This is a genomic window from Nocardia sp. 852002-20019_SCH5090214 (genome assembly GCF_001665865.1).
In the GTDB taxonomy this organism is placed as follows: domain Bacteria; phylum Actinomycetota; class Actinomycetes; order Mycobacteriales; family Mycobacteriaceae; genus Nocardia; species Nocardia nova.
In genome coordinates this window covers 283,858-310,649 of the sequence record NZ_LZMK01000393.1, presented here as the reverse complement: position 1 = coordinate 310,649, position 26,792 = coordinate 283,858, and the positions used below count along the sequence as shown (strand labels likewise).

The 26,792-nt window shown below is 69.1% G+C and carries 22 protein-coding genes; 6 read left to right on the top strand and 16 right to left on the bottom strand.

Going from position 1 to position 26,792, the window contains the following annotated elements:
* Window positions 1–48 precede the first annotated feature (48 nt).
* A complete protein-coding gene (locus A5780_RS33145; RefSeq protein ID WP_063009172.1) occupies window positions 49–663 on the top strand; it encodes a hypothetical protein in 615 nt (204 codons plus the stop codon).
* A 41-nt stretch (window positions 664–704) separates the two neighbouring features.
* Window positions 705–1,397 carry a response regulator transcription factor gene (locus A5780_RS33140; RefSeq protein WP_064911013.1) on the top strand — a complete coding sequence of 231 codons (693 nt, stop codon included), beginning with the start codon at window positions 705–707 and terminating at the stop codon, window positions 1,395–1,397.
* A gap of 1 nt (window position 1,398) precedes the next feature.
* Here the strand turns inward: A5780_RS33140 and A5780_RS33135 are convergent, their stop codons facing one another.
* Entirely contained in the window at window positions 1,399–2,793 is a 1,395-nt protein-coding gene (locus A5780_RS33135) for an ATP-binding protein (RefSeq protein ID WP_064911012.1), read from the bottom strand.
* Between the two features lie 130 nt (window positions 2,794–2,923).
* Here A5780_RS33135 and A5780_RS33130 point away from each other — a divergent pair, with 130 nt between their 5' ends.
* The gene (locus tag A5780_RS33130; protein WP_064905794.1) at window positions 2,924–3,745 is read left to right on the top strand and encodes a hypothetical protein; all 822 of its coding nucleotides are present in this window, start codon (window positions 2,924–2,926) and stop codon (window positions 3,743–3,745) included.
* Window positions 3,746–3,786: 41 nt separating this feature from the next.
* Window positions 3,787–4,653 (top strand): NAD-dependent protein deacetylase, encoded by an 867-nt coding sequence (locus A5780_RS33125; RefSeq protein ID WP_063009164.1) that lies wholly within the window; start codon window positions 3,787–3,789, stop codon window positions 4,651–4,653.
* A 49-nt stretch (window positions 4,654–4,702) separates the two neighbouring features.
* Here the strand turns inward: A5780_RS33125 and A5780_RS33120 are convergent, their stop codons facing one another.
* Genes A5780_RS33120 through A5780_RS33100 form a run of 5 tightly spaced genes read right to left on the bottom strand, consistent with a single transcriptional unit; the run spans window position 4,703 to window position 7,233 of the window.
* A complete protein-coding gene (locus A5780_RS33120) occupies window positions 4,703–5,278 on the bottom strand; it encodes an ATP synthase F0F1 subunit delta (RefSeq protein ID WP_030515133.1) in 576 nt (191 codons plus the stop codon).
* Window positions 5,278–5,778 (bottom strand): F0F1 ATP synthase subunit B, encoded by a 501-nt coding sequence (locus A5780_RS33115; RefSeq protein ID WP_036524281.1) that lies wholly within the window; start codon window positions 5,776–5,778, stop codon window positions 5,278–5,280. The genes A5780_RS33120 and A5780_RS33115 overlap by 1 nt, the downstream gene beginning before the upstream one ends.
* Window positions 5,779–5,786: 8 nt before the next feature.
* The gene (locus tag A5780_RS33110) at window positions 5,787–6,038 is read right to left on the bottom strand and encodes a F0F1 ATP synthase subunit C (RefSeq protein WP_025352811.1); all 252 of its coding nucleotides are present in this window, start codon (window positions 6,036–6,038) and stop codon (window positions 5,787–5,789) included.
* Window positions 6,039–6,094: 56 nt separating this feature from the next.
* Window positions 6,095–6,856 (bottom strand): F0F1 ATP synthase subunit A, encoded by a 762-nt coding sequence (gene atpB / locus A5780_RS33105; protein WP_030515131.1) that lies wholly within the window; start codon window positions 6,854–6,856, stop codon window positions 6,095–6,097.
* Entirely contained in the window at window positions 6,853–7,233 is a 381-nt protein-coding gene (locus A5780_RS33100) for an ATP synthase subunit I (RefSeq protein ID WP_030515130.1), read from the bottom strand. The genes atpB and A5780_RS33100 overlap by 4 nt, the downstream gene beginning before the upstream one ends.
* Before the next feature lie 958 nt (window positions 7,234–8,191).
* On the opposite strand from A5780_RS33100, the gene A5780_RS33095 reads away from it, so the two are divergent.
* Complete coding sequence (locus tag A5780_RS33095) at window positions 8,192–9,295, top strand: glycosyltransferase family 4 protein (RefSeq protein ID WP_081879462.1); 1,104 nt, start codon at window positions 8,192–8,194, stop codon at window positions 9,293–9,295.
* Between the two features lie 91 nt (window positions 9,296–9,386).
* On the opposite strand, the gene A5780_RS33090 is transcribed toward A5780_RS33095, so the two are convergent.
* The 3 genes from A5780_RS33090 to A5780_RS33080 form a co-directional block, all read right to left on the bottom strand.
* Window positions 9,387–9,968, bottom strand: coding sequence for a MarR family winged helix-turn-helix transcriptional regulator (locus A5780_RS33090; RefSeq protein WP_082856606.1), 582 nt, complete (start codon window positions 9,966–9,968; stop codon window positions 9,387–9,389).
* Window positions 9,968–11,740 carry an FUSC family protein gene (locus A5780_RS33085; RefSeq protein ID WP_197521933.1) on the bottom strand — a complete coding sequence of 591 codons (1,773 nt, stop codon included), beginning with the start codon at window positions 11,738–11,740 and terminating at the stop codon, window positions 9,968–9,970. Before A5780_RS33085 ends, A5780_RS33090 begins: the two co-directional genes overlap by 1 nt.
* Before the next feature lie 366 nt (window positions 11,741–12,106).
* On the bottom strand, window positions 12,107–13,087 hold the full coding sequence (locus A5780_RS33080) for an AraC family transcriptional regulator (RefSeq protein WP_063009160.1): 981 nt from the start codon (window positions 13,085–13,087) through the stop codon (window positions 12,107–12,109).
* Between the two features lie 146 nt (window positions 13,088–13,233).
* On the opposite strand from A5780_RS33080, the gene A5780_RS33075 reads away from it, so the two are divergent.
* Window positions 13,234–13,452: a hypothetical protein gene (locus A5780_RS33075; protein WP_030515125.1), complete on the top strand. Its 219-nt coding sequence runs from the start codon at window positions 13,234–13,236 to the stop codon at window positions 13,450–13,452.
* Window positions 13,453–13,469: 17 nt separating this feature from the next.
* Here A5780_RS33075 and A5780_RS33070 read toward each other — a convergent pair whose 3' ends face one another.
* The 7 genes from A5780_RS33070 to A5780_RS33040 form a co-directional block, all read right to left on the bottom strand.
* Window positions 13,470–14,069, bottom strand: coding sequence for a TetR/AcrR family transcriptional regulator (locus A5780_RS33070; protein WP_197521932.1), 600 nt, complete (start codon window positions 14,067–14,069; stop codon window positions 13,470–13,472).
* A complete protein-coding gene (locus A5780_RS33065; RefSeq protein WP_064911010.1) occupies window positions 14,056–14,487 on the bottom strand; it encodes a hypothetical protein in 432 nt (143 codons plus the stop codon). Before A5780_RS33065 ends, A5780_RS33070 begins: the two co-directional genes overlap by 14 nt.
* Window positions 14,484–14,792, bottom strand: coding sequence for a hypothetical protein (locus A5780_RS33060; RefSeq protein WP_064911009.1), 309 nt, complete (start codon window positions 14,790–14,792; stop codon window positions 14,484–14,486). Before A5780_RS33060 ends, A5780_RS33065 begins: the two co-directional genes overlap by 4 nt.
* An 85-nt stretch (window positions 14,793–14,877) precedes the next feature.
* Window positions 14,878–16,209, bottom strand: coding sequence for an ACP S-malonyltransferase (gene fabD / locus A5780_RS33055; protein WP_064911008.1), 1,332 nt, complete (start codon window positions 16,207–16,209; stop codon window positions 14,878–14,880).
* A 1-nt stretch (window position 16,210) separates the two neighbouring features.
* Window positions 16,211–17,116 carry a 3-oxoacyl-[acyl-carrier-protein] synthase III C-terminal domain-containing protein gene (locus A5780_RS33050; protein ID WP_064911007.1) on the bottom strand — a complete coding sequence of 302 codons (906 nt, stop codon included), beginning with the start codon at window positions 17,114–17,116 and terminating at the stop codon, window positions 16,211–16,213.
* Window positions 17,113–23,412 carry a type I polyketide synthase gene (locus A5780_RS33045; protein WP_064911006.1) on the bottom strand — a complete coding sequence of 2,100 codons (6,300 nt, stop codon included), beginning with the start codon at window positions 23,410–23,412 and terminating at the stop codon, window positions 17,113–17,115. The genes A5780_RS33050 and A5780_RS33045 overlap by 4 nt, the downstream gene beginning before the upstream one ends.
* Window positions 23,409–26,792, bottom strand: a complete 3,384-nt coding sequence (locus tag A5780_RS33040; protein WP_082976857.1) for a type I polyketide synthase — start codon at window positions 26,790–26,792, stop codon at window positions 23,409–23,411. The genes A5780_RS33045 and A5780_RS33040 overlap by 4 nt, the downstream gene beginning before the upstream one ends.

The window sequence follows — 26,792 nt, the reverse complement described above, 5'->3', positions numbered from 1 at the left end:
CGGGCGCGGATCACACGATGACGGCACCGATCGCATCAGGAGAACGCCATGCGCTCCCACACCCGACTCCCGCACAGATCCGGCCATCGGCAGATCCGGGCCACGGACATACCCCGCGTCATCGCCGTCGCGGTCGGTGTCGCGGTCGCCGTACCCCTCGGCGCCTGCTCGACCGATTCGCCGGCCTCGGAAGGGCCGAATACCGCCGAATACCGCTCGACGACGCAGACAGCCGCCGTGAACACCACCGTCGAAACCCACGACGGCTCCGGCAGTGTCGAGCGGCCTTCGTCCGGCCGCGCCGAATTCCCCTCTGCCCCAACGTCCGAGCTTCCCGTCGTCTCGCCGTCCGGCCCGACCGCAGGCGACCATCCGCCGGCCGGCACCGCCTTCCCCGGCGAAGGCATCAGCGGCGATGCGGCCGCGCAGTTGCAGCAGTCGGTCGACGCCGGTCACCAGCCGTGGCGGCTGGACGAGGACGCCGTCGCACGTGCCTTCGTCTCCGGACGCTTCGGCTGGTCGCAGCCGGCGATCACCCACGGCGGGCCCTACCTGGCCGTCGCGACCGGGCCGGACGGACAGCGTGTCTCCCTGCAACTGTCCCAGCCCGCCCGCAAGAACAACGGCGGCGTATGGGTCGTCGAATCGGGCATCTGGTTGTAGGACCCGCGCGGCCCACCGCATGGATCCGGCATGCTGGAGGGATGCGTGTGCTGGTGGTCGAGGACGAGCCCCGGCTCGCCGTCACTCTGCGGCGCGGCCTGGAGCTGGAGGGTTTCGTCGTCCAGCACGCTCACACCGGCACCGACGGCCTGTGGTGGGCGAGCGAGGACGACTTCGACGTCATCGTGCTCGACATCATGCTGCCCGAACTGAGCGGCTACGAGGTGCTGCGCCGGCTGCGCGAACGCGACATCACCACCCCGGTGCTGATGCTCACCGCGAAGGACGGCGACTACGACCAGGTCGACGCGCTGGACCTGGGCGCCGACGACTACCTGACCAAACCGTTCTCCTTCGTCGTCCTCACCGCCCGCCTGCGCGCCCTGCTGCGCCGTCGCGCCCCACAGCAGCCCGAAATCCTGGCCGCGGGTGATCTGAGATTGGACCCGCGGCGGCGCTCGGTCACCCGCGCTGATTCCGAATTGTCCTTGACACCAAGGGAATTCGGACTGCTCGAATACCTGTTGCGGCACAAGGGCAGTGCCCGCACCAAAACCGAGATCTTGCGCAACGTCTGGGATGCGCACTACGACGGGCCGGAGAACGTCGTCGAGGTCTATATCGGTTATCTGCGCAAGAAGATCGATACGCCGTTCGGCAGCAACAGCATCGAAACGCTGCGCGGTGTCGGCTATCGGCTGATCGACTCGGAAGTCACCGCCGCACCGGAATGAGTCACCGGTCCGGCGGTCCCGTCACCGGCAGTTCGACAACGAATCGTGCTCCACCCCAAGGTGACTCGTCCACAAGCACCACTCCCCCGTGGGCGGCCACGATTTCCGCGACGATCGCCAGCCCGAGGCCCGAACCCCCGGTCGTCCGGGACCGGTCGGCCTCGAGTCGCACGAAACGATCGAAGACCCGCGTGCGGTCGGCCGCGGGAATGCCCGGCCCGTCGTCGTCCACGACGAGGCGGGCGCCCCCCGACGCTCCCGGCGCGATCTCGTCGGTGACCGCGATCCGGATCCGTGAACGGGCACGGGCGACCGCGTTGTCGACGATATTGCGCAGCGCCCGCGCCAATCGCTCCGGATCCCCGACGATACGGGTCGGGCGGATATCCGTATCGACCGTTATCCCCCCGCGCAGCCGAGCGGCGACGGCCGCCGCCTGGGCGATGTCGTCGAGATCGACATCGCCCGTACGCAATTCGAGTCCGCGTTCGTCGGCGGCGGCCAGGGTCAGCAGATCGTCGATCAGCCGGCGCATGCGCTCGGCTTCCGGCAGCAGCGTGCCGTCGATCAGCTCCGCGTCCACCGTTTCGGGCCGGTGGCGCGCCAATTCCAGTGCGGCCGTGACCGTGGCGAGCGGACTGCGCAATTCGTGGGAGGCGTCGCCGACGAAACGGCGCTGGGCCCGGTGTCCGGCCTCGACGCGCGCGAGCATATCGTTCATCGTCTCGGCCAGCCGGGCGATCTCGTCGCGCGGCGTCGGCACCGGCACCCGCTCCGAGAGCTGTGTGGCACCGATCCGGGCCACGCGCTCGCGGATCGCCTCCACCGACCGTAACGAGCGGCCGACCAGCAGATACGTTGCCACGGCGGCGGCCAGCACCACGATCGGCGCTCCCACCGCCAGCAAGGCCCCGACCCGGCCGACCGCCCGCTCGACCGATTCGGTGTCGACCGCGACGAACACCTGGTAGCGGCCCGAGGACGTTTCGGCGACCCGGCTCGCGACCCGCAAGTCCTCGTCGTATCCAGGCGAGGCGGACAGTCCGACGGCCCGTCTCGCACCTGCGGGGGCGGTGGCCAGTACTCCGTGCGGATCGTCGAAACCCCAGATCACGGTCCCATCCGGCGCGACGACCTGGGCCGCCGCGACGCGCCCGTCCTCGGCGCGCGGAAGTTCGCGCACCCGAGCCGGGTCGTGTTCGAGCGTCTCCGCGATCTCGCCGGCACGGGCCTGCGCGGCGGCGTCGAGTTCGTCGATCAGCGAACGGTGCAGCAACCAGACCATCGCACCCGCGGCGACGAGCAGCACGACACCGACCGCCAGAGCCGAAACGAGGGCAGACCGGATCCGCACACCCCACCGCGACGGATGTATCCAGCGCCGGAACCGATTCACCCACCCATCATCGACCACGACCTCGGCGAGCCCGTCACGATCTCAGCGTGGTCTCAGCGACCGGCGGGCAGAATGCCGCCGTCCCTGTGTCGAGACGGTCGCCGGCTCGCGGCCCGGAAAGGACTACCACGTGACCAACCCGGCACCGGCCCGGACCGTATATAAACTTCCCCAGGTCACGGCGTTGTTCTGGGTTCTGAAGATCGCCGCGACCACCCTGGGCGAGACCGGAGGCGATCTGCTGGCGCAGACCCTGAAGCTGGGCTACGCGGCCGCTTCGCTGCTGTTCCTCGCCATCTTCGTGGTGAGCCTCATCGCCCAGTTGCGGGCCCGCCGCTTCCATCCCGCCCTGTACTGGACGGTGATCGCCGCGACCAGTACGGCCGGCACCACCATGTCCGATCTGATCAACCGCGGGCCGGGTTCGGATACCTCGACCGACGGCGGGCTCGGCTACGGCGCGGGCGCGGCGTTGCTGATCAGCGGCCTGGCGATCGTCTTCGTGATCTGGCGGTTCAGCGGGCAGACCTACGACGTCTCGAATATCCGGACGCTGCGCGGCGAGATGCTGTACTGGGCGGCGATCCTGCTGTCGAACACCCTCGGCACCTCGCTCGGCGACTACCTGTCCGACAGCTCGGGCCTCGGCTACGGCGGCGGCGCGGCGCTGATCGGCACGATCATGGTGGTCATCCTGCTGGCGCACTACTGCACGCCGATCTCGGGTGTCGTCCTGTTCTGGATGGCCTTCATCCTCACCCGGCCGCTCGGCGCCACCGCGGGCGATCTGCTCTCGAAATCGCACAGCAGCGGCGGACTGGGATTCGGAACCTACGGCACCTCGGCGGTCCTGCTGGCCATCCTGGTCGCCGGCATCGCCTACAGCCACGCGAAGGCGGCCAGGACCACACCGGAGAACTCCGACGACGATCTGATCCGCGCCATCGAGTAAGCCCTGGGAGAACATCGCGCACGGGCTCGTAACCTGGATTCATGCCCCAGCTCGCGACCCTGCCGACCGACACCGGCCTCGATCGTGCGGTGGAGGTGCTGACGGGCCGCCGGATCGTGGTCCTGACCGGGGCCGGCATGTCGACCGACAGCGGTATCCCCGACTATCGCGGGCCGGATTCGCCGCCACGCAATCCGATGACCTATCAGCAGTTCGTCGGTGATCCGGTATTCCGGCAGCGCTACTGGGCACGCAATCACGTCGGCTGGCGGCGGATGGACGCCGCGCGGCCGAATCTCGGCCATCGCGCGCTGTCCCGGCTCGAACATGCGGGGGTGGTCAGCGGACTGATCACGCAGAATGTGGACCTGCTGCACACCAAGGCGGGGCACCGCGCCGTCATCGATCTGCACGGTACCTACGCGCGGGTGCGCTGCCTGTCGTGCCACGGACTGATCTCGCGCATGACACTCGCCGATCGGCTGGAAGCGGCCAACCCCGGCTTCGCCGAGCTGGCGACCGCCACGGGTATCGAGGTGGCGCCGGACGCGGACGCCGTGGTCGGCGAGACCGACAGCTTCCGCATGGTCGACTGCACCGACTGCGGTGGCATGTTGAAGCCCGATATCGTCTACTTCGGCGAGAACGTCCCGAAAGATCGGGTGGCCGAGGCATTTTCGATGGTCGACGCGGCCGACGCGATGGTCGTCGCGGGTTCTTCGCTGACGGTCATGTCCGGGCTGCGCTTCGTCCGCCGGGCCGCGAAATCCGGTAAACCCGTCGTGATCGTGAACCGCGGCGCCACGCGAGGGGACGAATTGGCCACCGTCCGTATCGATTCCGGCTGCTCGCCCACCCTCGCGGCGCTCGCCGACGCGCTGACTCCGCCCGCCACCGTCTCGGTATAGAAACGAGTAGCCGGTGGGCCACGGCCCACCGGCTACTCGCCTACGATGTTCAGTTCCAGCCCGGTTGGGCCTGCCGCTTGACCGACGACGAGTTGGCCAGGATCTCCAGGTCCTCGAGGAACCGTTCGATACTGTCCGACTTCGCCTCCGGTGTCGCCACCTGGTCGCGAACCTTTTCCTCGGTGATCGCCAGCATCGCGGCCGCCAGATCCGTTTCCAGATCGCGCACCATCTGGCGACGCAGCTGGGCGACCTGATCGCGACCCTGCCGTCGCACCCGTTCGACTTCCGCTGCGGCCGCTTCTCGCATCTGCGCCACGATATACTCGGCGTCGGCGCGCGCGTCGGCGCGAATCTGCTCGAGTTCGGTGTGCGCTTCGGTGATGGCGTTCGCGTACGAGCGCTTGGCCTCTTCCAGCTGTTGCGCGGCGTGATCGCTTTCGGTGAGCTGCTTGGCGATCGCGTCCTGACTCTTCGCCATCAACCTCTTCACCGGCGGGACAACCCATTTCCAGATGATGAAGACGATGACGGCGAAGCCGAACAGCTGACTGAAGAAGACCGGCCAGTCGAAGGTGATCTCGTATCCGCCTGCGGCAAGCACACCGCCGCTGGTGTCAATCATTACGAATCCCTGCCCCTCCTACGACCGGCGGTGCCGGCGTGGCGACTGTCACCGACCACCTGGTCGGCGAGCGATTGGGCCAGCGGCTCGACCTCGAGTCGCAGCTCGGACTTGACGCGGTCGGCCTCGGCGCGCAGATGGGCAGCGGATTCGGCGACGATGCCGTCGACCTCCTGCTGAGCCTGCGTCCGCAGGTCGTCCATGATCGCCCGGCCCTGGGCCCGTGCCTCGTTGCGGATGTCGGCCGCCTCGGTACGGGCTTGTTCCAGCGCCGTCTCATATTTCGCCTGGGCGTCGGCGAAGACCTGTTTCGCCTCTTTGGCGTTGGCGGCGGTCGCCTCCACCCGCTCCTCGCGTTCGGTCAGCACCTTGCGGATCGGCGGAACGACGAAGAACCAGATGACTCCGAGCACGATCAGGAAAATGATCAGCTCGACGAAGAAGGTGCCGTTGGGGATGAGGAAGTTCCCCTCGGCCACCACATCGGTTCGCGCGGACATCTCGCCGATTACTTACCGGGAGTTGCGAATACGAACAGCGCCATGAACGCGAGGTTGATGAAGTACGCGGCCTCGACCAGACCGACGGTCAGGAAGAAGTTACCGCGCAACCGGCCCTCGGCCTCGGGCTGCCGGGTAACGCCGTTGATCAGTGCCGAACCGGCCAGACCGTCACCGATACCCGCGCCGATGGCGCCACCGGCCATGATGAGGCCGCCGCCGATGAGGGCACCCTGGACGATTGCTGGATCTGCTGCCATTTTCTCTTCCTGTTCTCCAACGTTGACCGATCGGTGAGGCCGACCGGGACTGCCGTTCAGTGGTTTTCGTGCTCCAGCGTCATGGACTGGCTGAAGTAGAGGACGGTCAAAAGCGAGAAGATGAACGCCTGAATGGCGCCGACGAACAAGTCGAACAGCTTCCAGATGGCGTTGGGGCCCCACGCGATCCAGTACGGGAACAGCGCGATCACCGCGACCATGACGCCGCCGGCGAACATATTTCCGAACAATCGCAGCGACAGCGACAACGGCTTGGCGATCTCTTCGATGATGTTGATCAACACCATCGGTCCCCACCCCGTGTGGCCCTTCAGCAACTGTTTCACATGCGTCACCGGACCGCGGCGCCGGACACCCGCCGCGTGGTAGAAGACGAAGACGAACAATGCCAGGGCATAGACGAAATTGACATCGGAGGCCGGCGGGAAGATGAATTCGCCGCGGCCGTACTGCATCGGCAGCACCGATATCCAGTTCGACAGCAGGATGAAGGTGAAAAGCGTTACCGCCAGCGGCAATACGAACGGCGCGATACGCATTCCGATCGCGGACTCCACCTGCCCGCGCATCTGCACGGTGATGGTCTCGAAGAACAACTGCACGCCGTTCGGTACGCCCGAGGTGATCTTCATGCGAAGGAAGAGCGCCAGGGCGATGACTATCACCGCGGCGACCGCCGTCGAGAGGATGGTGTCGACGTTGAACGTCAATCCCCAGAGCTCGGTGGTGGCGTGGTGACCTACTTCGATCTTCGGCTCTTCATCGGCCAGGATCATCGTCGCGATAGTGCTGCTCATGACTGCTGACGGAGCCCTCTCCACTCGGGCACAACGGTATGCAAGACGAGGATCACCTGGAACAACGCGAGTCCGAAGAAGATGCCCACACCGTTCGGGCGCGTCAGGAACGCCACGATGATCGCCAGTACGGTGACGATGATCAGCCGCGCGGCCGTCGACAAGGCCAGCGCCTGCTTATTCGGCGATTCCGAGCGGGTGATGCCGGTGACCGACCGCAATGTCAGTTGCGCGTTCAGCCAACCCAAACCCAGCCCGATACAGATGAAAACACCCAGCATCAACCGATCCAGTGGACCGGTCACCACCAAAGCCAGCACACCGAATGCGGCTACCATGTAGCTCGCACGGCGCAGCCGGAGTTTGTCGATACTCACTGCGACACCACCATCGCCGCCATCCCACCTCGTAGTAGGTCGTGATCGAGGTCAGCTTACACAGACCAACCTTCTTGCGTAGCAACATTTTTGATCTTCATATACTTGATCTTGAATTTTGCACTGGACACTCCGGGACAATTGCCCCAGCCATCGACCGGCTATCACTTTCTACGCCGTACGACCTGCAAATGAGGGCGTTTTCCGGAACATTCGGACGCCACGCGCAGCGGCGCGGCAATGGTAAATCAACGGTCAATACTCTGCCGTGAAACAGTAAATCCGTCGGCGCGTCGTAATCGCAATTTGTCTCGAATGCCCGAATTGCCGGGATTTCAATTCGGCGATCTATCGATGCCTTATATATATATATGCGCGCCTCGGCGCCCGAACGCGGAGGCGCCGGCGCGGCCGTGACGCCCCGGACACCCCCGGCAGGACCGGCGACAGGGTCCGCCGCGATGTCCTACCGCTCAGTAATCCCGCCCGCGTACCCCGGCTCACTTGCACAAATTTTGCGTTCTACCAGGTATTCCCGGACATTTTACTGCCGAAGGGTTACCGTGTCTGCTGCTGGGTACATCACCCACCGGGTCGCTCCGGCCCGCCCGATGAGGGAAACCGAAGTTCCCGAGAGACGCCTGGTGGTTTCTGGTCTCTCGCCATGCTTGGTCGCAGCTTCACACGTTGAGGAGGCAGTACCATGAGCAGTAACCCGTCAGGCTCGGATTCCGCGGGCCCGTCCGGCTCCAGTCCCGTCGAGTGCGACGACTCCCTGCACTATCCGGAATCGGAGTACTCGGCCTCTTTGTCCAGCGCATCGTTGTCCGGCGCATCGCTGTCCGGCGCTTCCGCGGCCGGCGCCCTGCGCGGCACCACGTTGGAGGACGCTTCACTGGCGGACTCGGAATCCTTGATCTACCGGCTCCACGAACCCGGCGCGTCCTTACACATCGTGATGGTCGCACCGCCGTACTTCGAAGTGCCGCCTGCCGGTTACGGCGGCGTCGAAGCCGTGGTGGCTCAACTGGCGGACGCACTGGTAGCACGCGGGCACCGGGTGACCCTTTTGGGCGCCGGCCGCTCCGGGACTACTGCACGGTTCATCCGGGTATGGGACGACATCCTCGCCGAACGCCTCGGCGATCCGTTCCCGGAGGTGCTCAACGCGCTCAAGGTTCGGCGCATCATCACCGAATTGGCGCAGACCGAACGGATCGACGTCGTTCACGACCACACCTTCGCGGGGCCGCTGAACGCTCCGATGTACTCCGCTCTCGGCATTCCGACCGTCGTCACCGTGCACGGTCCGGTCGACGGGGAAGCGCAGGAGTACTACAGCTCGCTGACCGATACCGCGCAGTTCGTCGCGATCAGCGATCGGCAACGCTCCCTGGCGGAGAATCTCAACTGGGTCGGCCGCGTCTACAACACGGTCCGCCCCGCCGAATGGCCGTTCCAGACCCGCAAACAGGACTTCGGCCTGTTTCTGGGGCGCTACGCCCCCTACAAGGGCCCCGACCTGGCCCTGCACGCCGCCCACGAGGCGGGGATGCCGCTGGTGCTGGCGGCGAAGATGAACGAACCCCCGGAGAAGGCCTACTTCGAGAACGCGGTGCGGCCGCTGCTGCGCGACACCGATTTCGTCTTCGGTGAGGCCGACCAGATCGCGAAGCGGCTGCTGCTCGCCTCGGCGCGCTGCCTGCTGTTCCCGATTCGATGGGAGGAGCCGTTCGGCATCGTGATGATCGAGGCGATGGCCTGCGGCACCCCCGTGGTGGCCCTGCGCGGCGGCGCGGTCGAAGAGGTCGTCGACCACGGGGTCACGGGCATCATCTGCGACGATCCCGCCGAACTGCCCGCGGCCATCGCCGCGGCCGACGAGATCGACCCGGCCGCCTGCCGGCGCCGGGTGGTGGAGAAGTTCTCCGTCGACCAGTTGGGCGCCGGATACGAGGCCGCCTACTACGCGGCGATCGACAAACTCGCCGGCGTCCCGGTACCCGTCGCATCCGACGGCGTTCCCCTGATCCGCCCGCTCTCGGCCGTCGGAAACGGCTGACGCGCAGGCGAATCCACCCGCATCCGGTCCGCTTCGTCGTACGACCGGATGCGGGCGTCCTCGGGAGAAGCGGAGCGAGTCGTCTCGAGAGTCAGCGGGGCAGCCCGCCGAACCGTCCCTCCCACCGCACCAGCACATCGGCCAGAATGCGAGCGAGTTCGCGCTGGTCGTCATCGGGTAGTCCGGACAGCAATCCGGCCTCGTAGGCCAGCTGTCGCGGCATCAGCCGATCGATCAGCGCGCGGCCGTCCGCGGTCAACGCGATATGGGAGACCCGCCGGTCCCTGGTGTCGGCCCGACGGCCGACCAGCCCGCGCTCTTCCAGCCCCCGCAGCCGCTTGGTCACGGCCGCGGGCGAGGCGAACGTTTCGCGCGCCAGCCGGCCCGGCGTGAGTTCACCGCCGACCCGTCGCAGCGCCAGCAGAATGTCGAATTCCGGTCGAGCCAGTTCTTCGTCGCCGAGCGGGGCGTCGGCGACCTGTTGCAGCAGGGCCGCACAGCGGGTGATGCGGCCGATCACCGCGATCGGACGCAGATCGAGTTCCGGTGCGGCCCGCGCCCACTGCCGCATCACCTCGGCGACGGCATCGTCGGCTACCGCGTTCTCGGCCGCGTTTTCTTTGGCGTCTTCGAGGACCGGGGAGGGAGAACCGGCCGGGGTCCGCGCGGTCATCACGACACCGCCGCGAAGGTTCTGACCGGCAAGCGATCCAGGAGCTGATGTCCGGTGCGTTCCGCGGCGACGATGCGTTCATCGGGGAGCGGAGCACTCCACCATTCCCCCGCCGCGGTATCGGCGCACGTGCGAACCTCGATCAGGGCGGCGGCGAGCCGGGCCCGATCGGCCGGCGCCGCGGTGCCGGAGTCCACCGCCCGGCGGGCCCGGCCGATCGCGGCATCGAGGTCGCCTAGCGCCGCCGCCACCCGGTCGGTGACCCGGCGATTGGGGATGGCGAAGCAGATCAGGACCGCGACCACCGCACCCACACAGGTGTCGAGCCAGCGATCGAGTCCGAGCTCGGAGGCCGGTCGCGGGGTGGCGAATTCCACCATCGCCAGGGCCATCGGTGTGATGAACACCGAAGCGACCCAATAGTTCCGGGAGATGGTGGCCTCGACGATCACCTGGCAGATCAGCGCCATCACCACCAGCGCGACGGCGCTGTGCGCCCACGGCGCCACCGCCGTGAACAGCGCGACACCCACGAGATTGCCCAGCACGCGTTGCACAGTACGCTGCCACGACTGCGCGGTATTGACGACGATCAGGACCGCGGCGGTCATCACGGCCCAGTACGGACGATTCACGCCCAGCGCCAACGAGATCCAGCCCGCCGCCGCGGCGCCGAGGGTGACGCGGGTGGCGAGCGGCAGTCCGGGCGCGCCGGGCAGGAAGGCGTGGCCCACGCGCCGCAACGCCGCCCCGCGGACGGCACCGGTTCGGCCGAGGCCGATACCGCGAATCTCGGACTCTTCGGCTGCGGCGCAATGGATCCGGGGCACCTCGAGGCCGCTGCGCAGGGCGCGGGCGTACCGGTCGAGGGTGTCGGCGCCGGCGTCGGCGCCGAGTCGGGTTCGATCTCGTGCCGTGGCGAAACCCGATGCCGCGGTGTCATTCTCGGCGTCGGAGGGGTACAGCAGATATTCGGGACCGGCGGGCCTGGTTGTGGCGGCGAGGGTTTCGGCGCGGGCGAGCAGACCGGCCAGCGCGGCGAGTTGCGCCGTGGTGCGGGCGGTCGCGGGCACCCGGGACAGCGCGGTCCATCCGGCCTGCACGGCGACCGCGGCGTCGTGCCGGGCGCGCGGTACTCCCGCATCGCCGAGTGGCACCCGCAGCAGCCGGGCGGTCGATTCCAGCGCCCGTGCCACGGCCAGGCGTTGCGGCGCGTGCGGACGGACCAGCGCCGGAGCCATACAGACACACCACGCCAGGACGCCGCCCAGCAGGATCAGAGCGAGGTGACCGGGAAGTTGTCCGGCACGCTGCGGGATGAAGGCCGCGCTGGAGACCACGAAGGTGAAGATGATGTTGCCGGGCGGTCCCATCCGGGAGGCGTCGCAGACCAGCTTGTAAAGCCCGGCGAGCACCGCGATCACCAGGACCCGCACCGCCGCGGATTCGATCAGCGCCGACGCGGTCAACGCGACCGCGGTGCCGGCGAACATCCCGAGCACCACCCAGGCCAGGGTCCGGCCGCGGGCGGCATACGGCAGGCCGTGCCCGTACAGGGCGCACAGACCACCGGCGCTGGTGTAGAAGGCCAGCTGCACCTGCCCGGTCGCCAGCAGCACGACCTCCGGTCCGCCGATCGCGATCAGCGCGCACAGCGCGGACTGGTACCAGGTGTCGGCGACCGGACGCATCCGGAAGACCCCGCGCAGCGACAGCATCCGCAGCGTGGTGCGGATACCGGCAGCCGGGGAGGACGAGGCACGATGCGACACCCGAGAAGGTTAACAGGTATTTTACTAGGAAACTATATGAGGGCACTCACCCTGCCGCACGGCCGGACATGGTAGCCGGCTGGGCACCCGACGTTTCGCCGTCGAGCTCGGCGGGGCCGGACGGCCGGTGACCCTGAACCGAGGCGCCGAGACACAACCGAGCGGCTCGGTTTCCCCGTTGACCCGCACGCGCCCACCATCCGGCCTCGGCGCAATTCACCGGCATTCGGTCGCCATATTGCGAATGCAGAATGTGCTCGTGAAAAAACGCGCAGCGAGTTATCCGGAACACCGTGCCACACATTGTTGCGGGCACCTTAAATCACGGATTCCCCGAAATCCGAATACGCGTCAGGACACGATTCGCTATCGATTTCGGGTCAGCGACTGCCGGTAAGCCCGCGGCGACATCCCCATCCATCGGGTGAAGGCGTGTGTGAAATTAGCCGTTTCCGCATATCCGAGCCGGCGGGCGACATCCTCGACCGTCGCCCCGGCGCGCAGCAACTCCGCCGCGGTGCTCTCGCGCACGGTGTTGAGCAGGCCGCGGAAGCTGGCGCCCTCGGAGGCGAGCTGGCGGCGCAGCGTACGGACGTTGATGTGCAGCTCGGCGGCCACTTCGGCCATCGACGGCACCGAACCCGGTTCGCGCAGCAGGCGCTCGCGGACCAGTGTCGACAACTTCCAGCCGCCGTCGAGCAGGACCTGCAGCGCCTCGCGGCACTGCCGCTCGATCAGATTCGCGGTATGCGAATCGGCATGTGGCATGCGCAGATCCAGGAACGAGCGCGGCAGGACCAGCGCGGTACGCGGGCAGTCGCTGAGGATGGTGTCGATCGAGGCGAATTCGGCCAGTGCGGCGGCCCGGTCGGCGTCCAGCTCCAGTTCCAGGCGGACGGCGGGGATGGTCACGTCGAGCGCCCGGCCGGCCACGAAGATCAGCGCCACCTCGCGTTCGACGAAGAATCCACGCAGGTCGGCAGGTATTCCCGAGCCGTCGGCCACCAGCGCGACCTCGTCGCCACCGGAATCGTCGAGGTGATAGCGCGCCGCGACCGAGACGAGATCCTGATAGCGGACCGCGATGTTCAGCACGTCACGCATGGTCGCGCTGGCCAGGGCCGCGAGGCCGACCAGACCGGCCTTGCCGAGCGACGCCTGCGCGGCGGTCTGCACGCCGAGCCCGGGACGATCGCCGAGCGCGCGAATGAGATTGCGGGCGACAGCGAATTCTTGATCCGGCCAAATTCGCACCTGTTCATCGGCCAGATCCGCGGGTTCGATTCCGGTGCCCGCCAATAACAGCGGTTCATCCAATCCATGCGCGAGCCCGACACTCACCATCATGCGCACACTGACGCTGCCGTGCGGTAACACATCGGACGGCGTACCGATCCCAACCACAGTCCGAAATTACCAATATTCGGTCCGTTCGGCACATTCCGGCCCCCGAAAGTGGGGGCATAACCTCGACAGACCGACATCGGCACGGGATGGCCGAAGGTCAGGCAGGGATCGAGGAGGGCGACTACACCGTGGACATGTTCAGTACCTGTTGGATGGAACCGCTCGACCTCACCCCGCAGAAGGCCCATCAGATCATGCAGATGCACCGGGGCTGCCGCACCGACGAATGCCCGCGCCGCCGTGCCGCACTGCGTGTTCTGGTCGAGGCGGGCCGACTGATTCCGGATTCCTCACGGGTGCACTGACACCGCCCGGGTGACGGTTACCGGCCCGCCCAGCGGTCGGTCCAGTCCCGCCCGATCCGGCGAGCCCGGGCCGGCGGCATGCGATCGGGTTCGGTGAGGACGGCGAGCGTGAGACCGTCGAGCAGCGCCAGCAATTCGGCTGCGGCGTCGGCGGATTCGGCGGACCGGTCCGGATTCACGGCGGCCAGCGCCCGGGCGAGCAGTTCCTCGGTGTGCTGCCACTGGGCTCGATGCAGCGCCGCGATCTCGGGGTCGTGGGCGGCGCGGGCCACCAGGGCGAACCACACCCGGGCGAGGCGATCCTCGCTGTCGGGGGCGATGAGCAGGTCGACGAGGCGGGACAGGCGCTGCGCCGGCGGAAGCTGTGCCACCGTCGCGGCGTCGAAGCGGCGGGCCGCCTCGTCCCGCACGTATTCCCACACCCGGTGCAGGAGGTCGGTTTTCGTCGAGAAGTAGTACTGCACCGTACCGATCGACACCTCGGCGCGGGCGGCCAGCGTGCGGATACTGACGCCCTCGATCCCGTCCTCGGCGATGACGTCGGCCAGCCGATCGAGCAGCTGACCACGACGGTCCATCGCGGCACCGGCCGCCCCGGCCCGCTCAACGCCCACCACGTCGACTCCTCTCCCGCTCATCGCGAGCCTGATAGTAGTGCCGGATCTGCGCTCCCACCCGACGCGCCACCGCCACCGGTTCCCGGCGGCCGTCGCCCCGGGAGGCCCGCTCCACGACGGCGGCGAAGAACAGCAGCAGCACCGCGACGCCGCTCAGGCCGAAGTAGACCGCATCCCCGAGCAGGCCGACGAGCATGCGGGCCGATTCGTGATCCGGTCCCGCCAACGCCGGTAGCAGCGCTTCGAATTGCAGCAGACGCAAGCCCTCGGCAACCAGCCACAACACCGCTGCTCCGGCCAGCGACCACCCGGCGAGGCGATAGCTGCGCGCCAATCCCACGCCGGCCACCAGTGAGACCACAGCCAGCACCACCACCGCCAGCTCGCCGACGCCGAACACCACCTGCGCGCCGCTCATCGCGCCGGCTCCGGCCGCACCGGACGCCGCAGGATGGCGACCAGCAACAGCGCCCAGGCCAGCACCAGCAAGAGGTTGCGGACGCCGACGCCGAAGTCCATGCGCCGCGTAATGCCCTCGGCGCCACCGGAACCGAACCACATCGCCCGGCTGGTGACCAGTCCGACCACCGAGCCGATCACCGCCACCCCCGCGGCGAGTACTGCGGCGCCGAAGGCTCGCCCCAGCCGCCGCCGGTAGTACAGCGCGATCGCCGCACCCAGCAGCGGCGCGCACAGACCCAGCAGTTCCACGAGACGAAACATCGGCAGCCACCCCTCTCATACGTTCGTATGAGAACTACCATACGAACGTATGAGGCCTTCGGTCAATACGACCGTATGAGACCGGTCAGGGCGTCGCGAAACTCCATTCGTCGCCGTCGGGCCAGACGACGCGGGAGCCGTCGCGCCGGCGCAGGGTTCCGGCCGGGTCGACGATCCATTCCGCGGGGTCGAAGGTCTCACCGCCATCGGCCGGATGTTCGACGGCGAGGTGGTCCCGTCGCAGATAGGCTCCGTCCTCGCGTGGCGTCCACGCGTCCGGATCGAAAGTGCGCAGCGCGTTGTCCGCGGCGATCACCGCCATCGGGCCGTAGCGCCGCAGACGGGAGCCGTCGGAACGGACGGTCCAGGCCGCATCGGTGATCGGCTCGGATTCGTCGGTACCGGCCCAGACGATCTCGGATGTGCTGGGCGCGTACAGATCGCCGCGCTCGCCGTGGCGCCAATATCCCAGTTCGCGCCGCGTCCACGGCCGGTCGGCGAGCAGATCGAGCACGGCGTCCAGATCCTCCGGCGCGCCGAAATGCGTTGCTGCGATGGACTTTTTCGACCGTAACACCATGGAGGTGAGGCGGGCGCCGGGCCCGGCTTCGATCACGTACCGGACGCCGCGGGCCGTCAGTCCGGCCATCACGGCGTCCCAGCGCACGGGTGCGCAGATCTGTGCGGACAGCGAGCCGGCCGGATCCGCTCCGGCTCGCCAATCCCCGGATGTGCCGTCCACCACCGGAATTCGTGGCGTCGTGAATTCGGCGCGGGCCAGCTCGGATCGGAAGGCGGCCGCCGCCGGTGCCATCAGTGCGCAGTGAAACGGGGCGCTGACCTCGAGAGCGCGGGTGATCGCGCCGCGTTCGTCGGCGAGTCGGCGTGCCCTGCCGACCGCGCCGGTGTGCCCGGAGATCACCATCTGACTCGCGCCGTTGTAGTTGGCGACCGCGACGACCTCGGATTGCGCTGCGGCAGCGCAGATCCGATCGACCTCGTCGGCGGCCAGACCCATCACGGCCACCATCGCACCCGCCCCGGGCGGCACCGCCTCCTGCATCAGGGCACCCCGGCGGCGCACCAGGCGCACCGCGGTCTCGAAGTCGAGGGCGCCGGCGCAGACGTAGGCGGTGATCTCACCGAGGCTGTGACCGGCCACGACCACCGGATGAATGCCGGTCTCGGACACCAGAACCCGGTACGCCGCCACGCTGGTGGCCAGGATGGCGGGCTGGGCGTACTCGGTCCGGGCCAGCTCCGCCGGGTCGCCGCCGAAGCAGAGCTCGCCGAGGCCGAATTCGATCGCCGCGTCGGCGCGGTCGAACACCTCGCGCGCGACCGGGTAGGTGTCGGCCAGCGCCTTGCCCATGCCGGGGAATTGCGCGCCCTGACCGGGGAATACGAATGCGAGCATGTCAGCCGATCCTCAACAGTGCGACGCCCCAGGTGCCGAACCCGTGGCTGATGGTCATGACGATCTCCCCCGGCGCGACGCCGTCCTCCAGATAGGTCTGCAGGTTGATCAAGTTGTCGGCCGAGTGCACGTGGGCGTAGTCGGCGATGTTGTCGAGATAGCACAGGTCGTGGTCGAGTCCGGCCGAATCGGCCATGAAGCGCACGGCCTCCTCGTTGACGTTGTTGGCGATGATGCGCCGCACGTCGGCGCGGTCCAGGCCGGCGCGGTCGAGCATATCGGCGACCGCGCGGGACAGGCCGCGTTTGGTGAGCCCGGCCAGCGCCGGCATCTTCGCCACGCGGATCAGCTGGTTGGTGCCCTGATTCGAGCCGAGCACCTCGATGCGCGACGGTTCGGCGGAGGTGATCAGGCAGGCGGCCGCACCGTCGCTCAGCACCGAGAGCGCGTCGCGCAGGATGCGGGCGTGCGGGTCCGGGCACGCGTCGGAGGTGACGACCAGGACATTGCGGGCCGATCCGGCGGCGACCAGGCTGTGCGCGATCCGCAGGGCGCTGCCGAAATTCGCGCATTCGGCGAGGGTGACACCGATCGGGGTGGCGCGGGTGAGGCCGAAACGCTCACAGAAACGCAGGAATTCACCACCGGCCAGGGCACCGGTTTCGGGACTCGACGACGCGTAGACCAGCAGGTCGATCTCAGCCGCATCCACCGGGATCCGGTCGAAAGTGCTCGCGACCACCTCGGCGGCCAGTTGCAGCGGGCTCTGTTCGGTGCGGCAGTAGTGGTACAGGCCGAGGCCGTGCATATCGCGCAACATGGCGGGGTCCTCGCGCAGCGGCTCCAGGCCCGCGATCGGCTCGCGAGCGCCGACGGCATAGGAGATCCCGTGCAGATAGACGCTCATCGGGACTCCTCCTCGCGCAGGCGGCCGGACAGGTAGCGGTGCATCGCCCGCACGGTCGGATGCTCCCAGTGCACCGCGCCGGGCAGGTCGATCCCCAGCGCCGCCGACAGCCCGTTCTTGAATTCGAGCAGCGCCAGCGAACTCATGCCCAGTTCCAGAAACGGTGTGGCGGGATCGATCTCGTCGGCATCGATGCGCAGGACCGCGGCCGTTCTGCTCAGCAGCAGCTCCCACAGCGCGGCCTCGCGCTCCTCGACCGGGAGGCGGCGCAGCTCGTCCGCCAGGGCCGAGGTGGCGCCGGAACCCATGGCGCGCAGAGGTTCGTACATCGGCACGGCGCGCGCGAAGGGATGGGCGCCGAGCCAGGCGTCGGCATCGAGACCGATGATGGCGGCGCGGGGACGACCGTCGTCGAGCAGTGTCTCCAGCAGCGTGTATGCCGTCGCCGGCGCCAGCGAGCGGATTCCGCGGCCGGCCAGATACTCCTCGGTCGCGGCGCTGCGCGCGGCGAGTCCGGTATCGCGGAACGGACCCCATGCCACCGCGGTGGCCGCCAGCCCCTGCGCGCGCCGGTAGTGCGCCAGGCCGTCGAGAAACGCGTTGGCGGCGGCGTAGTTCAATTGACCGCCCGAGGGCAGCAGGGTCGCGGTGGAGGAGTACATCACGAAGTACTCGACGGGATCGCCCGCCACCGCGCGGTGAATGTTCCAGGCGCCCAATGCCTTCGGACGCAGCACGGGATCGAACCGGTCCCATCTCTGATTGGTCAGGACGGCGTCGCGCAGAACGGCCGCGAGATGGAACACCCCGCGCACCGGACCGACCCGGGAGCGCAACCGCCCCACGGCGTCGGCGACCTCGACCGCATCGGCGACGTCGGCGCGTTCCACGATCACGCGCTCTCCGGCGGCGTTGAGTTCGTCGATGATCGCGCGTTCGTCGGCGGTCGGCTCACGGCGAGCGAGCAGTCCGACCTGCGCGCCGCCCCGTTCGACCAGGGTGCGGGCCAGTTCGAGACCCAGCCCGCCGAGGCCGCCGGTGATCAGCACGCAGCCGGGTTCGGCCAGCCCCTGCGCGGCGCCGCGCACGATGTCGGTGGTGGCCGCGTCGTCGGTCACCAGCACCAGTTTGCCGGTGTGCGCACCGGTGCTCATCAGCCGGAACACCTCGGCCGCCGCGGCGATCGGATAGGTCTGCACCGGAAGCGGTTCCAGTTCGCCGGAGACGACGCGGTCGAGCGTGTCATGCAGCAGTTCGGCGAAGACCGCCGGGCGCTCGCGGTGCAGGCCGGCCATATCGACGGCGGTGTAGGTGATGCGGCGTTTGAAATGCTCCAGGGCGAGTCGCCCCGAGCCGTAGATATCGCGTTTGCCGAGCTCGAGGAAGATCCCGTCGGCGGCGACCGTGCGCAGACTCGCCTCGGCGGCCGCGCCGGTGAGGGAGTTGAGCACGACATCGACCCCCGCGCCGGCGGTGACGTCGAGAACCTGCTGCTCGAATTCCGTGGTGCGCGAGTCGAAGACGTGCTCGATGCCCAGCTCCCGCAGGAAGCGGCGCTTGTCCTCGGTGCCCGCGGTCGCGATGATCTCCAGCCCGTGCCGCTGTGCCACCGCGATGGCCGCCGCACCCGTGCCACCCGTAGCCGAATGGATCAGGATGCGCATGCCGGGGCGCACCCGGGCCAGATGTTCGAGTGCGTAGCAGGCAGTGGTGTAGGCGGTGGGCAGCGCCGCGGCGTCGGTGAGCGCGAAGGTCTCCGGCAGCCGAAAGACCAGCGCCGCGTCGGCGACGGCATGGGTGGCCAGGCAGTTCAGCGCCACCGCCACCACCCGGTCGCCGACGCGCACCGTGTCGACCTCGGCGCCCACGGCGACGACGGTGCCCGCGCATTCCGATCCCAGCGGCACGTCGTCGAGATCCGCGAAAAAGCCCATGGCCCACATGACGTCGGCGAAGTTGAGGCCGGCGGCGGCCACGGCGACGACGACCTCACGGGGGCCCGGTCGCGGCCGGCCCCGACCGCGCAGCGTCAGCGTCTGCAGGCGGCCGGGCTCGTCGATATCCACCCCGAAGCCGCGGGTGCCCGCGGCGACGACGGGTGGATCCGGGTTCAGCCGGACCCGGTCGAGGCGCGCGACCCAGCGGAGTCCGGAGCGCAGCGCGATATGCCGCTCGCTGCCGTCGGCGAGTTCCGCGATCAGGTCGGCCGCGTCGTCGCCGTCCACGCCCGCGTCGGCGGCCAGGTCGACGAGCGTGGTCCGCAGTTCGGGGTGTTCGGCGGCCAGGGCGGTGCCGAAACCCCACAGGGCCGCCTGCCACGGGTCCACGCACTCCTGCGCCACCGCCTGACCGCCGCGCGTAACCACCCACAGCCGGGGCGCGGAGGTCATCCGCACGGCCGCCCGCGCGAGGCCGAGCAGTGCGGCCAGATCCGCGAATGCCGTTGCACCGTCCTCGGTTCCGGCGAGGTACAGGATGTGATCCGCGGGCTCGTCGAAGGTCGGGGCGTGCGGTTCGGTGTCGTCGGCACTCGGCGCGACCGCGACTGTGGCGGCGTCGGCGCCCGCCGCGACGAGTTCCCGGATCAGCGTTTCGGATCCCAGCGGTGCGTCGTCGTCCGGGTCGCCGCCGACGACCACCCAGCGCCCCGAGAGCCGCCCGGTCGCGCGCGGACGCTGCTGCCAATCGACCGCGAGGACGGCGGCATCGGCGGTATCCGCCGCGTCGACGCGGGTCGCGGTCAGCTCGCGCACCGTGGCGACGAGCGAGCCGTCGTCGGCGTAGATGTCGAGGTCGGCGGTCTGCAGGCGACCGTCGCGGGCGTAGCGGCGCACATGGGCGTGGACCTGGGGCGGAATGTGGTCTGCGACGTGCAGGGCGCCGATCGCGGACGGCAGGAACAGTTCGTCCCCGGCCAGTGCGCCGACCACCTGGAAACATCCGTCGAGCACCGCGGCGGCCGCCACCCCGTGCTCCGGGTCGCGCGCACCGGCCGCCGCGCTCACCCGCCCGAGCGCCTCACCATCGCCGACCGAGAGTTCCGTCACCGTGCGGAAGGCGGCCCCGTAACGGGTGCCGTTGCGGGTGTAGGCCGCGTAGAGATCCTGCGGGTCCACCACGGTGAGGCAGTGCCGCCGCGCCGCGGCCAGTCCGGGGACCTCGGGGATGTTCTCGCCGGAAACGATCCGTCCGCGAGCGTGCTCGGTCCACACCGTGGCCGCGCCACCCGGCTCGGCGGCGCGGGCGCTGATGCGAAACTCGTTGTCGCGCAGTACCACCTGCACTCGACGGCCGGATTCGGGCAGGGTGAGTACCCGTTCGAACCGGATATCGGCGAAATGGCAGCCGGGCCCGAAACCGTGCTGCAGGCGGGCCGCGGCGGCGAGGTTGACCAGCCAGGCACCCGCGGCGACCGGCGTATCCCCGACCGCGTGGTCGAGCAACCAGGGCGAGCGAGCGGGATCGACCACGCGCTGAAGCAGGCGTTCGCCGCTGACGGACGATTCGACCACCGCCTGACCACCGTGCTGTTCGGCCGCCACATCCCAGTCGGAGCGAGCCCAGAACCGCTTGTGCTGCCACGGATACGCCGGCAGTTCGACGATCCGGCCGCGCACCCCGGCGGCCGCCCAGTCCACGGGGACTCCGTGCACGTACAACCGGGCGATCAGTTCCAGGATGTCGCGGCGCGCGTAGCCGTTGCGTTTCAGGGATCCGGCCACCGCACCCCGGTCGTTCGACGCGTCGATGCGGGCGCGGATGCCGTCCACCAGAACGGGATTGGGCCCGATCTCGACGAAGGTCGCCGGACCCTCCGCGAGCACCCGCTCGACGGTCTCGTCGAGGCGGACCGTGCTGCGCAGATTACGACCCCAGTAGTCGGCGGTCAGCGCATCGGTGGGGACGTAGTCGGACTCCACGGTGGACAGGAAGGCGGCCCGGCCACCCGGGATCGCGGTGATGCCGGCGATCCGCTCGACGAAGGCGTCCAGGTGCGGATCCAGCTGGCGGCTGTGCGCGGCCGACTCGATCTTCACCCGCCGAGGATCGTAACCGGCTGCGGCCAGCGCCTTTTCGAGCCGATCCAGATCGGCGACCGTTCCCGAGACGACGACCTGCGCGGGTCCGTTCACCGCGGCGAGGTCGAATTCGCCTTCGATCTGCTCCAGCCATCCGGCGAGCTCACCGGCGCTCATCGGCACCGACAACATGCCGCCGGTCCCTTCGATCGCGCGCAGCACGCGATTGCGGTGGACGATGACCGCGGCGGCGTCGGCGAGGCTCAGTGCCCCCGCGACCCGGGCGGCCGCGATCTCACCGACGCTGTGACCGATCACGGCATCGGGCCGGAACCCGGTCGCCGCCAGCAATTCCGCCAATCCGATCTGCACGGCGAAGGACATGGGCTGGGCGAGATCGATACGGCCGCCGTCGGATTCGCCGGTGGCCAGCAGTTCCGCGATGTCGGCGCCCAGATGAGGTTCGAACGCCGCCGCGCACCACCGTACCGCCTCGGCGAATACCGGATAGTCGGCCATGAGCTGGGCACCCATCCCGGTCCAGTGCCCGCCGAATCCGGCGAAGACGAAGACCAGGGCGCCCGGTTCGCCGCGGCGGCCGCGAATCACGCCCGCGCGATCACGATCCTCGGCGATGGCGGTAAGTCCGCGTTGCAGTGCGGCGGCGGTTTCCCCGATCACCACGGCACGATGGTCGAGTGCGGCGCGACGCGACGCGGTGAAGCACAGGTCACGCGCAGGCGCGCCGGCCGCCAGCCGGTCCCGCCAGCGAAGCGCGGTATCCCGCAACGCTTGTTCGGTGGCCGCCGACAGCGGCAGGACCAGCAGTTCCCGAGCCGGTTCGGCGGCAACCCCGGCATCCCCGGCATCTTCGGCCGCCGGTTCGATCCCCGGGGCCGCGGTGATGATCGTATGCGCGTTGGTCCCGCTGAATCCGAATGCGCTGACCCCCGCGTACACCGGCTCGGCGCCGGAGATCTCCCGCGCCTCGGCCGGGATCACGATCGGCGTGGCGTCCCAGTCGATCAGCGGATTCGGCGCGTCGAAATGCAGTGTGGGCGGGACGATCCGGTCGCGGACGACCGTGATGGCCTTGAGCAGTCCGGCGATTCCGGCGGCCGGTTCCAGATGGCCCAGATTGCCCTTGGCCGATCCGACGAGCAGTGGACGGTCTCGATCGGCGCCGAAAACCGCGGACAGCGCACGCAATTCGATGGGGTCGCCCAGCGGTGTGCCGGTGCCGTGCGCCTCGATGTAGTCGATGCGGCCGGCCTCCAGCTTGGCCTCGCGCAGCGCATCCCGCAGCACCTGTTCCTGGGCGCGGCCGTTGGGCGCGGTGAGGCCGTTGCTGCGGCCGTCCTGATCGACGGCCGTGGCCACGATCGAGGCCAGCACTCGATCACCGGCGGCGTGGGCGGCGGACTCGCGCTTCAGCACGACGACGCCGCACCCCTCGCCGCGCACCAGTCCGTCGGCGGCGGCGGAGAAGGGCGCGCAGCGATTGCTCGGCGAGGGCGCGCGGAGTTTCGACATCGAGATCATCGACTGCGGGGACACGATCAGATTGACCCCGGCCACCAATGCCAGCTCGCACTCCCCCGATCGCAGGCTCTGCACCGCCAGATGCAGCGCGACCAGTGCGGACGAGCATGCGGTGTCGACGACCAGGGCGGGCCCCTGCAGTCCGAGGTGATAGGCGATCCGCCCGGCCGCCACCGACGGCGCCAGACCGGTGGCGGAATAGATGTCGATCGCCGCCGGATCCGTCGCCGCGGCGCCGTAATCGTTGGGGCACATGCCGACGAAGACGCCGGTCCGGCTCTCGCGCAGGGACTCCGGTGGAATCGCGGCATGCTCGAGCGCCTCCCACGCGACCTCGAGCAGCAGCCGCTGCTGCGGGTCCATGGCCTCGGCCTCGCGCGGCGAGATGCCGAAGAAGGCGGCATCGAAATCGCCGATATCGGTGAGGGCGCCCATCTTCGCGATGAAAGATCTGCCGGGTACGTCGGCGTCGGGATCGTAGTAGTGCTCGACATCCCAGCGGTCCGGTGGAATATCGACCACGCCGTCGCCGCCCGCGCGCAGGAATTCTGAGAATTCCTCCAGCGAACCCACGCCGCCGGGCAGGCGACAGCCCGCACCGATCACGGCGACCGGCTCACTGCGCTGTGCCAAGGCCCCGCGGGCCGTGCGCAGGGCGGCGATGGCGCCGCGTAAGGCCTCACTGCTGTCGCCGCCCTCGGGCAGCGCACTCGGATTCGTCGCGGTCGGGGTCAACGCAGCACCTCTTCCAGGGCAGCCACTTCCGCGCGAGCCAGCGCGATGAGATCGGATTCGCTCAAGCCGTCGAGCGGGATGCGGGTCGTGCTGACGGGGATGTCGAACGACACGGGGTGCGGGTCGGCCGGGTCGTGGTACTTCGGCTGCGGCTCGATCGTGGTCGGTTCCGCCGCAGTCGCCGGTGCCGACATCGCCGGTTCGGCGGCCGGCTCGGACGGAATCGTCGGTGCGGCGGCCAACCGCGCGGTGAGCTCGGCGATCTGCACTGTGGCCGTCGGGAATTCGAAGGCGAATGCCGCTTCGATCGGCAGCGCGAGCGCACGGCCCAATACGGTTCGCAATTCGATCGCCATGAGCGAGTCGAAGCCGAGTTCCTGCAGCGGTGTCTGCAGATCGACGGGATCGGAATCCGGCAACTGGAAGACCTGCCGGATACTCGCGACCACCACCGCGCTCACGCGTCGGCGCAGCAGGTACAGCTCCGCCTCGGACGGCGCGGGCCGCGCCGATGCGACGGCTCTCGCGGGCACGTCCGACCCGGTCGCATCGGTGCGCACAGGCGGTCCGGGAACTGCGGACCCCTGGACAGTTCCCGGACCATCGCCCGAAGCTGTCGTGGCCGATCGAGCGGCATCGAGGCTGTCCACATCGAGGGCTTCGACCTGCGGAAGCCGAGCCGCCGCAGCGGGTGCGCTCGGCTCGTCGGTCGCATGCGTGGCGCCGGACGCTTCCACCCAGTAGCGGCGGCGCTGAAAGGGATAGGTGGGGAGGGTGATCCGGGGATAGTGGGTGCCGTGCAGGTCGCGCAGATCGTCGACGGCGCCGGCCACGAACAGCCCGGCCGTGCACCGGATCACTTCGCCGCGAGTGGTTCCGGTGGTGAACCAGCGGCTCTCCGGGGCGGTGCGCCGGCTTCCCAGTTCGGTCAGCGTCGCCCCCGCGACCTCGGCGAATACCGTGCAGTCGAGTTCTCCCAGCGTGGCGAAGGCCCGGTCCAGGTGCGCGGGCCACAGCGGGCGGCTCGACCAGTAGGCGGGATCGGCCGCTTCGTGGCCGAGGCGCATCCCGGTGTGCGCGGAGACGACGGTGAGTTCGGGCTCGCCCGGCTGTCCCGGATCAGGGACGGCCGTTCCCAGGTGGTCGCGCAGTTCGGCGTGCGTCGTCGCGGCGACACCGGCGGCGCGCAGGCGGTGCAGGAGCGGCTCGCGACCGCCGGGGCCCGCCTCCAGCAGATAGCGGTCGCCGGCGTGACCGCACAGGCGCGCACCGGTTTCGCGCAGTACCGCGTCGAGCAGCGCACGGTCGTCGGTGCGTGCCACCACGCGTTCGCCGAGCAGCGCCGCGGTCGAGACCGAAGCACGCAGTGCCACAGCCGGTTCCAGAATTCCGGCGATCGCGGCGGTCACGTACTCGCCCACGCCGACGCCCAGCACGGCAGCCGGGCGCAGACCGAATGCCAGCAACTGGCGAGTGGTGGCGTACCGGTGCACGAAGGCAAGCGCATCCGCCAGGCCGGGGACGCGCTGCGCCTGATGCGGTGCCAGCCCGGCGAACAGAGCGGTCCGGAAACTCTCCCGCGAGGCGGTTGCCTCCAGGCATTCGTCGACGGCGGCGCGAAAGACGTCGGAGCCGGTGTAGCTTTCGCGATCGAGCGGTTCCACACCGGGTCCGCGGTGCCCGATCAACAGTGCGGTACGCACGGCACGACCACGCGGCACGTGGCCGGTCACGATCGTCGGCTGCCGCTGCCCGGCGGTATGTGCGTCCAGGGCGGCCGCCATCGCGGTCGTACTCCCGGCCACCACGGCGAGTCGATGTTCGAACGCGCTCCGTCCGAGATTTGCTGTCGCGCACACCGATTCGAGTCTCGACGGTTCCACGGTGCGCAGCGCGAGCGCGAATCGCCGCGCCTGCGCCCGCAACGCCTCGTCGCCGCGAGCGGACAGCGTCAGCAGGCCCGAGGGTACGACGCTGCCGGATTCGGCTGCCGCCGGCGGTTGTTCGACCAGCACGTGCGCGTTGGTCCCGCTGAAACCGAACGAACTGACACCCGCGATCCGCGATCCGGCGGGCCACGGTGTGGTCTCGGTGACCACCCGTGCCGAACCGGACGCCCAATCGATGCGTGGATTCGGTTCCCGCACATGCAGCGTCGGCGGCAGCACACCGCGCTCGACGGTCAGGGCCGCCTTGATCAGACCGGCGATCCCCGCCGCCGTCTCGGCGTGCCCGAAATTCGATTTGATCGACCCGACCCACAGCGGCGCACGCGCGCCGCCGAAGACGGAGTTCAGCGCACCGATTTCGATCGGGTCGCCCAGCGCGGTGCCCGTGCCGTGTGCCTCGATGTAGTTCACTTGCGCCGGTTCGAGATTCGCCGCCCGCAGCGCTGCCCGCACCACTGCCTCCTGGGCGCGGGCGCTCGGCACGGTGAGTCCGCCGGTCCGGCCGTCGTGGTTGACCGCGGAGCCGCGGATCACCGCGTAGATCCGGTCGCCGTCGCGCTGTGCCTGCGAGAGCCGCTTGAGCACCACCAGACCGGCGCCCTCGGCGCGACCGTATCCGTCGGCGGAGGCATCGAAGGTCTTGCAGCGGCCGTCCGGCGACAACGCCCGGATGCGGCAGCAGAACATCGTCGAGAACGGCGAGAGGATCAGGTTCACACCACCGGCCAGCGCCGTCGAGCAGTCGCCGTTGCGCAGACTCTGCACCGCCTGATGGACCGCCACCAGCGACGACGAGCACGCGGTATCCACCAGTGACACCGGTCCGTGCAGATCCAGCGTGTACGCCACCCGGCCCACCGCGATACTCGGTGTATTCCCCAGTCCCGCATAGGCGTTCATGGCTTCGGGGATATTCGCGACGGCGATGCGGTCGTAGTCGCGCCAGCTGAATCCGACGAACAGGCCGGTATCGGATCCGCGCAACCGCTGGGGCGCGATACCCGCGTTCTCCACCGCCTCCCAAGCGATCTCCAGCAGGAGCCGTTGCTGCGGGTCCATCGCGTGCGCTTCGCGCGGTGAGATGCCGAAGAAGTCGGCGTCGAACATGTCCACCGCGTCGAGAAATCCGCCGCGGGTGGTGTAGATGGTGCCGGGCTTGTCCGGGTCCGGATCGTAGAACCGCTGCACATCCCACCGATCGCCGGGCTGTTCGCCGGTGGCGTCGACACCCCCGGCCACGACGTCCCACAGGGTGTCCGGCCCGGTGATGCCGCCGGGGAACCGGCAGCCGATGCCGACGATCGCGATCGGTTCCGCCGGACGAGGTTCGGCCAGCCGCTCCCGCGCCGCGCGCAGGGCCGCGGCGATGCGCTGCTCGCGGTCGGGTGTCACACCGGTGGTGGAGACGGATTCGGAACTTGCTGCGGACAT

What these genes read in the sequence shown, in the direction of transcription:
- fabD (WP_064911008.1), bottom strand. Translation starts at nt 16,209, where the DNA reads ATGCTCGCATTCGTATTCCCCGGTCAGGGCGCGCAATTCCCCGGCATG.
- A5780_RS33115 (WP_036524281.1), bottom strand. Translation starts at nt 5,778, where the DNA reads ATGTCCGCGCGAACCGATGTGGTGGCCGAGGGGAACTTCCTCATCCCC.
- atpB (WP_030515131.1), bottom strand. Translation starts at nt 6,856, where the DNA reads ATGAGCAGCACTATCGCGACGATGATCCTGGCCGATGAAGAGCCGAAG.
- A5780_RS33040 (WP_082976857.1), bottom strand. Translation starts at nt 26,792, where the DNA reads ATGTCCGCAGCAAGTTCCGAATCCGTCTCCACCACCGGTGTGACACCC.
- A5780_RS33090 (WP_082856606.1), bottom strand. Translation starts at nt 9,968, where the DNA reads ATGACCGCGCGGACCCCGGCCGGTTCTCCCTCCCCGGTCCTCGAAGAC.
- A5780_RS33095 (WP_081879462.1), top strand. Translation starts at nt 8,192, where the DNA reads ATGGTCGCACCGCCGTACTTCGAAGTGCCGCCTGCCGGTTACGGCGGC.
- A5780_RS33065 (WP_064911010.1), bottom strand. Translation starts at nt 14,487, where the DNA reads ATGAGCGGCGCGCAGGTGGTGTTCGGCGTCGGCGAGCTGGCGGTGGTG.
- A5780_RS33050 (WP_064911007.1), bottom strand. Translation starts at nt 17,116, where the DNA reads ATGAGCGTCTATCTGCACGGGATCTCCTATGCCGTCGGCGCTCGCGAG.
- A5780_RS33080 (WP_063009160.1), bottom strand. Translation starts at nt 13,087, where the DNA reads ATGATGGTGAGTGTCGGGCTCGCGCATGGATTGGATGAACCGCTGTTA.
- A5780_RS33125 (WP_063009164.1), top strand. Translation starts at nt 3,787, where the DNA reads ATGCCCCAGCTCGCGACCCTGCCGACCGACACCGGCCTCGATCGTGCG.
- A5780_RS33140 (WP_064911013.1), top strand. Translation starts at nt 705, where the DNA reads ATGCGTGTGCTGGTGGTCGAGGACGAGCCCCGGCTCGCCGTCACTCTG.
- A5780_RS33120 (WP_030515133.1), bottom strand. Translation starts at nt 5,278, where the DNA reads ATGATTGACACCAGCGGCGGTGTGCTTGCCGCAGGCGGATACGAGATC.
- A5780_RS33075 (WP_030515125.1), top strand. Translation starts at nt 13,234, where the DNA reads ATGGCCGAAGGTCAGGCAGGGATCGAGGAGGGCGACTACACCGTGGAC.
- A5780_RS33110 (WP_025352811.1), bottom strand. Translation starts at nt 6,038, where the DNA reads ATGGCAGCAGATCCAGCAATCGTCCAGGGTGCCCTCATCGGCGGCGGC.
- A5780_RS33060 (WP_064911009.1), bottom strand. Translation starts at nt 14,792, where the DNA reads ATGTTTCGTCTCGTGGAACTGCTGGGTCTGTGCGCGCCGCTGCTGGGT.
- A5780_RS33145 (WP_063009172.1), top strand. Translation starts at nt 49, where the DNA reads ATGCGCTCCCACACCCGACTCCCGCACAGATCCGGCCATCGGCAGATC.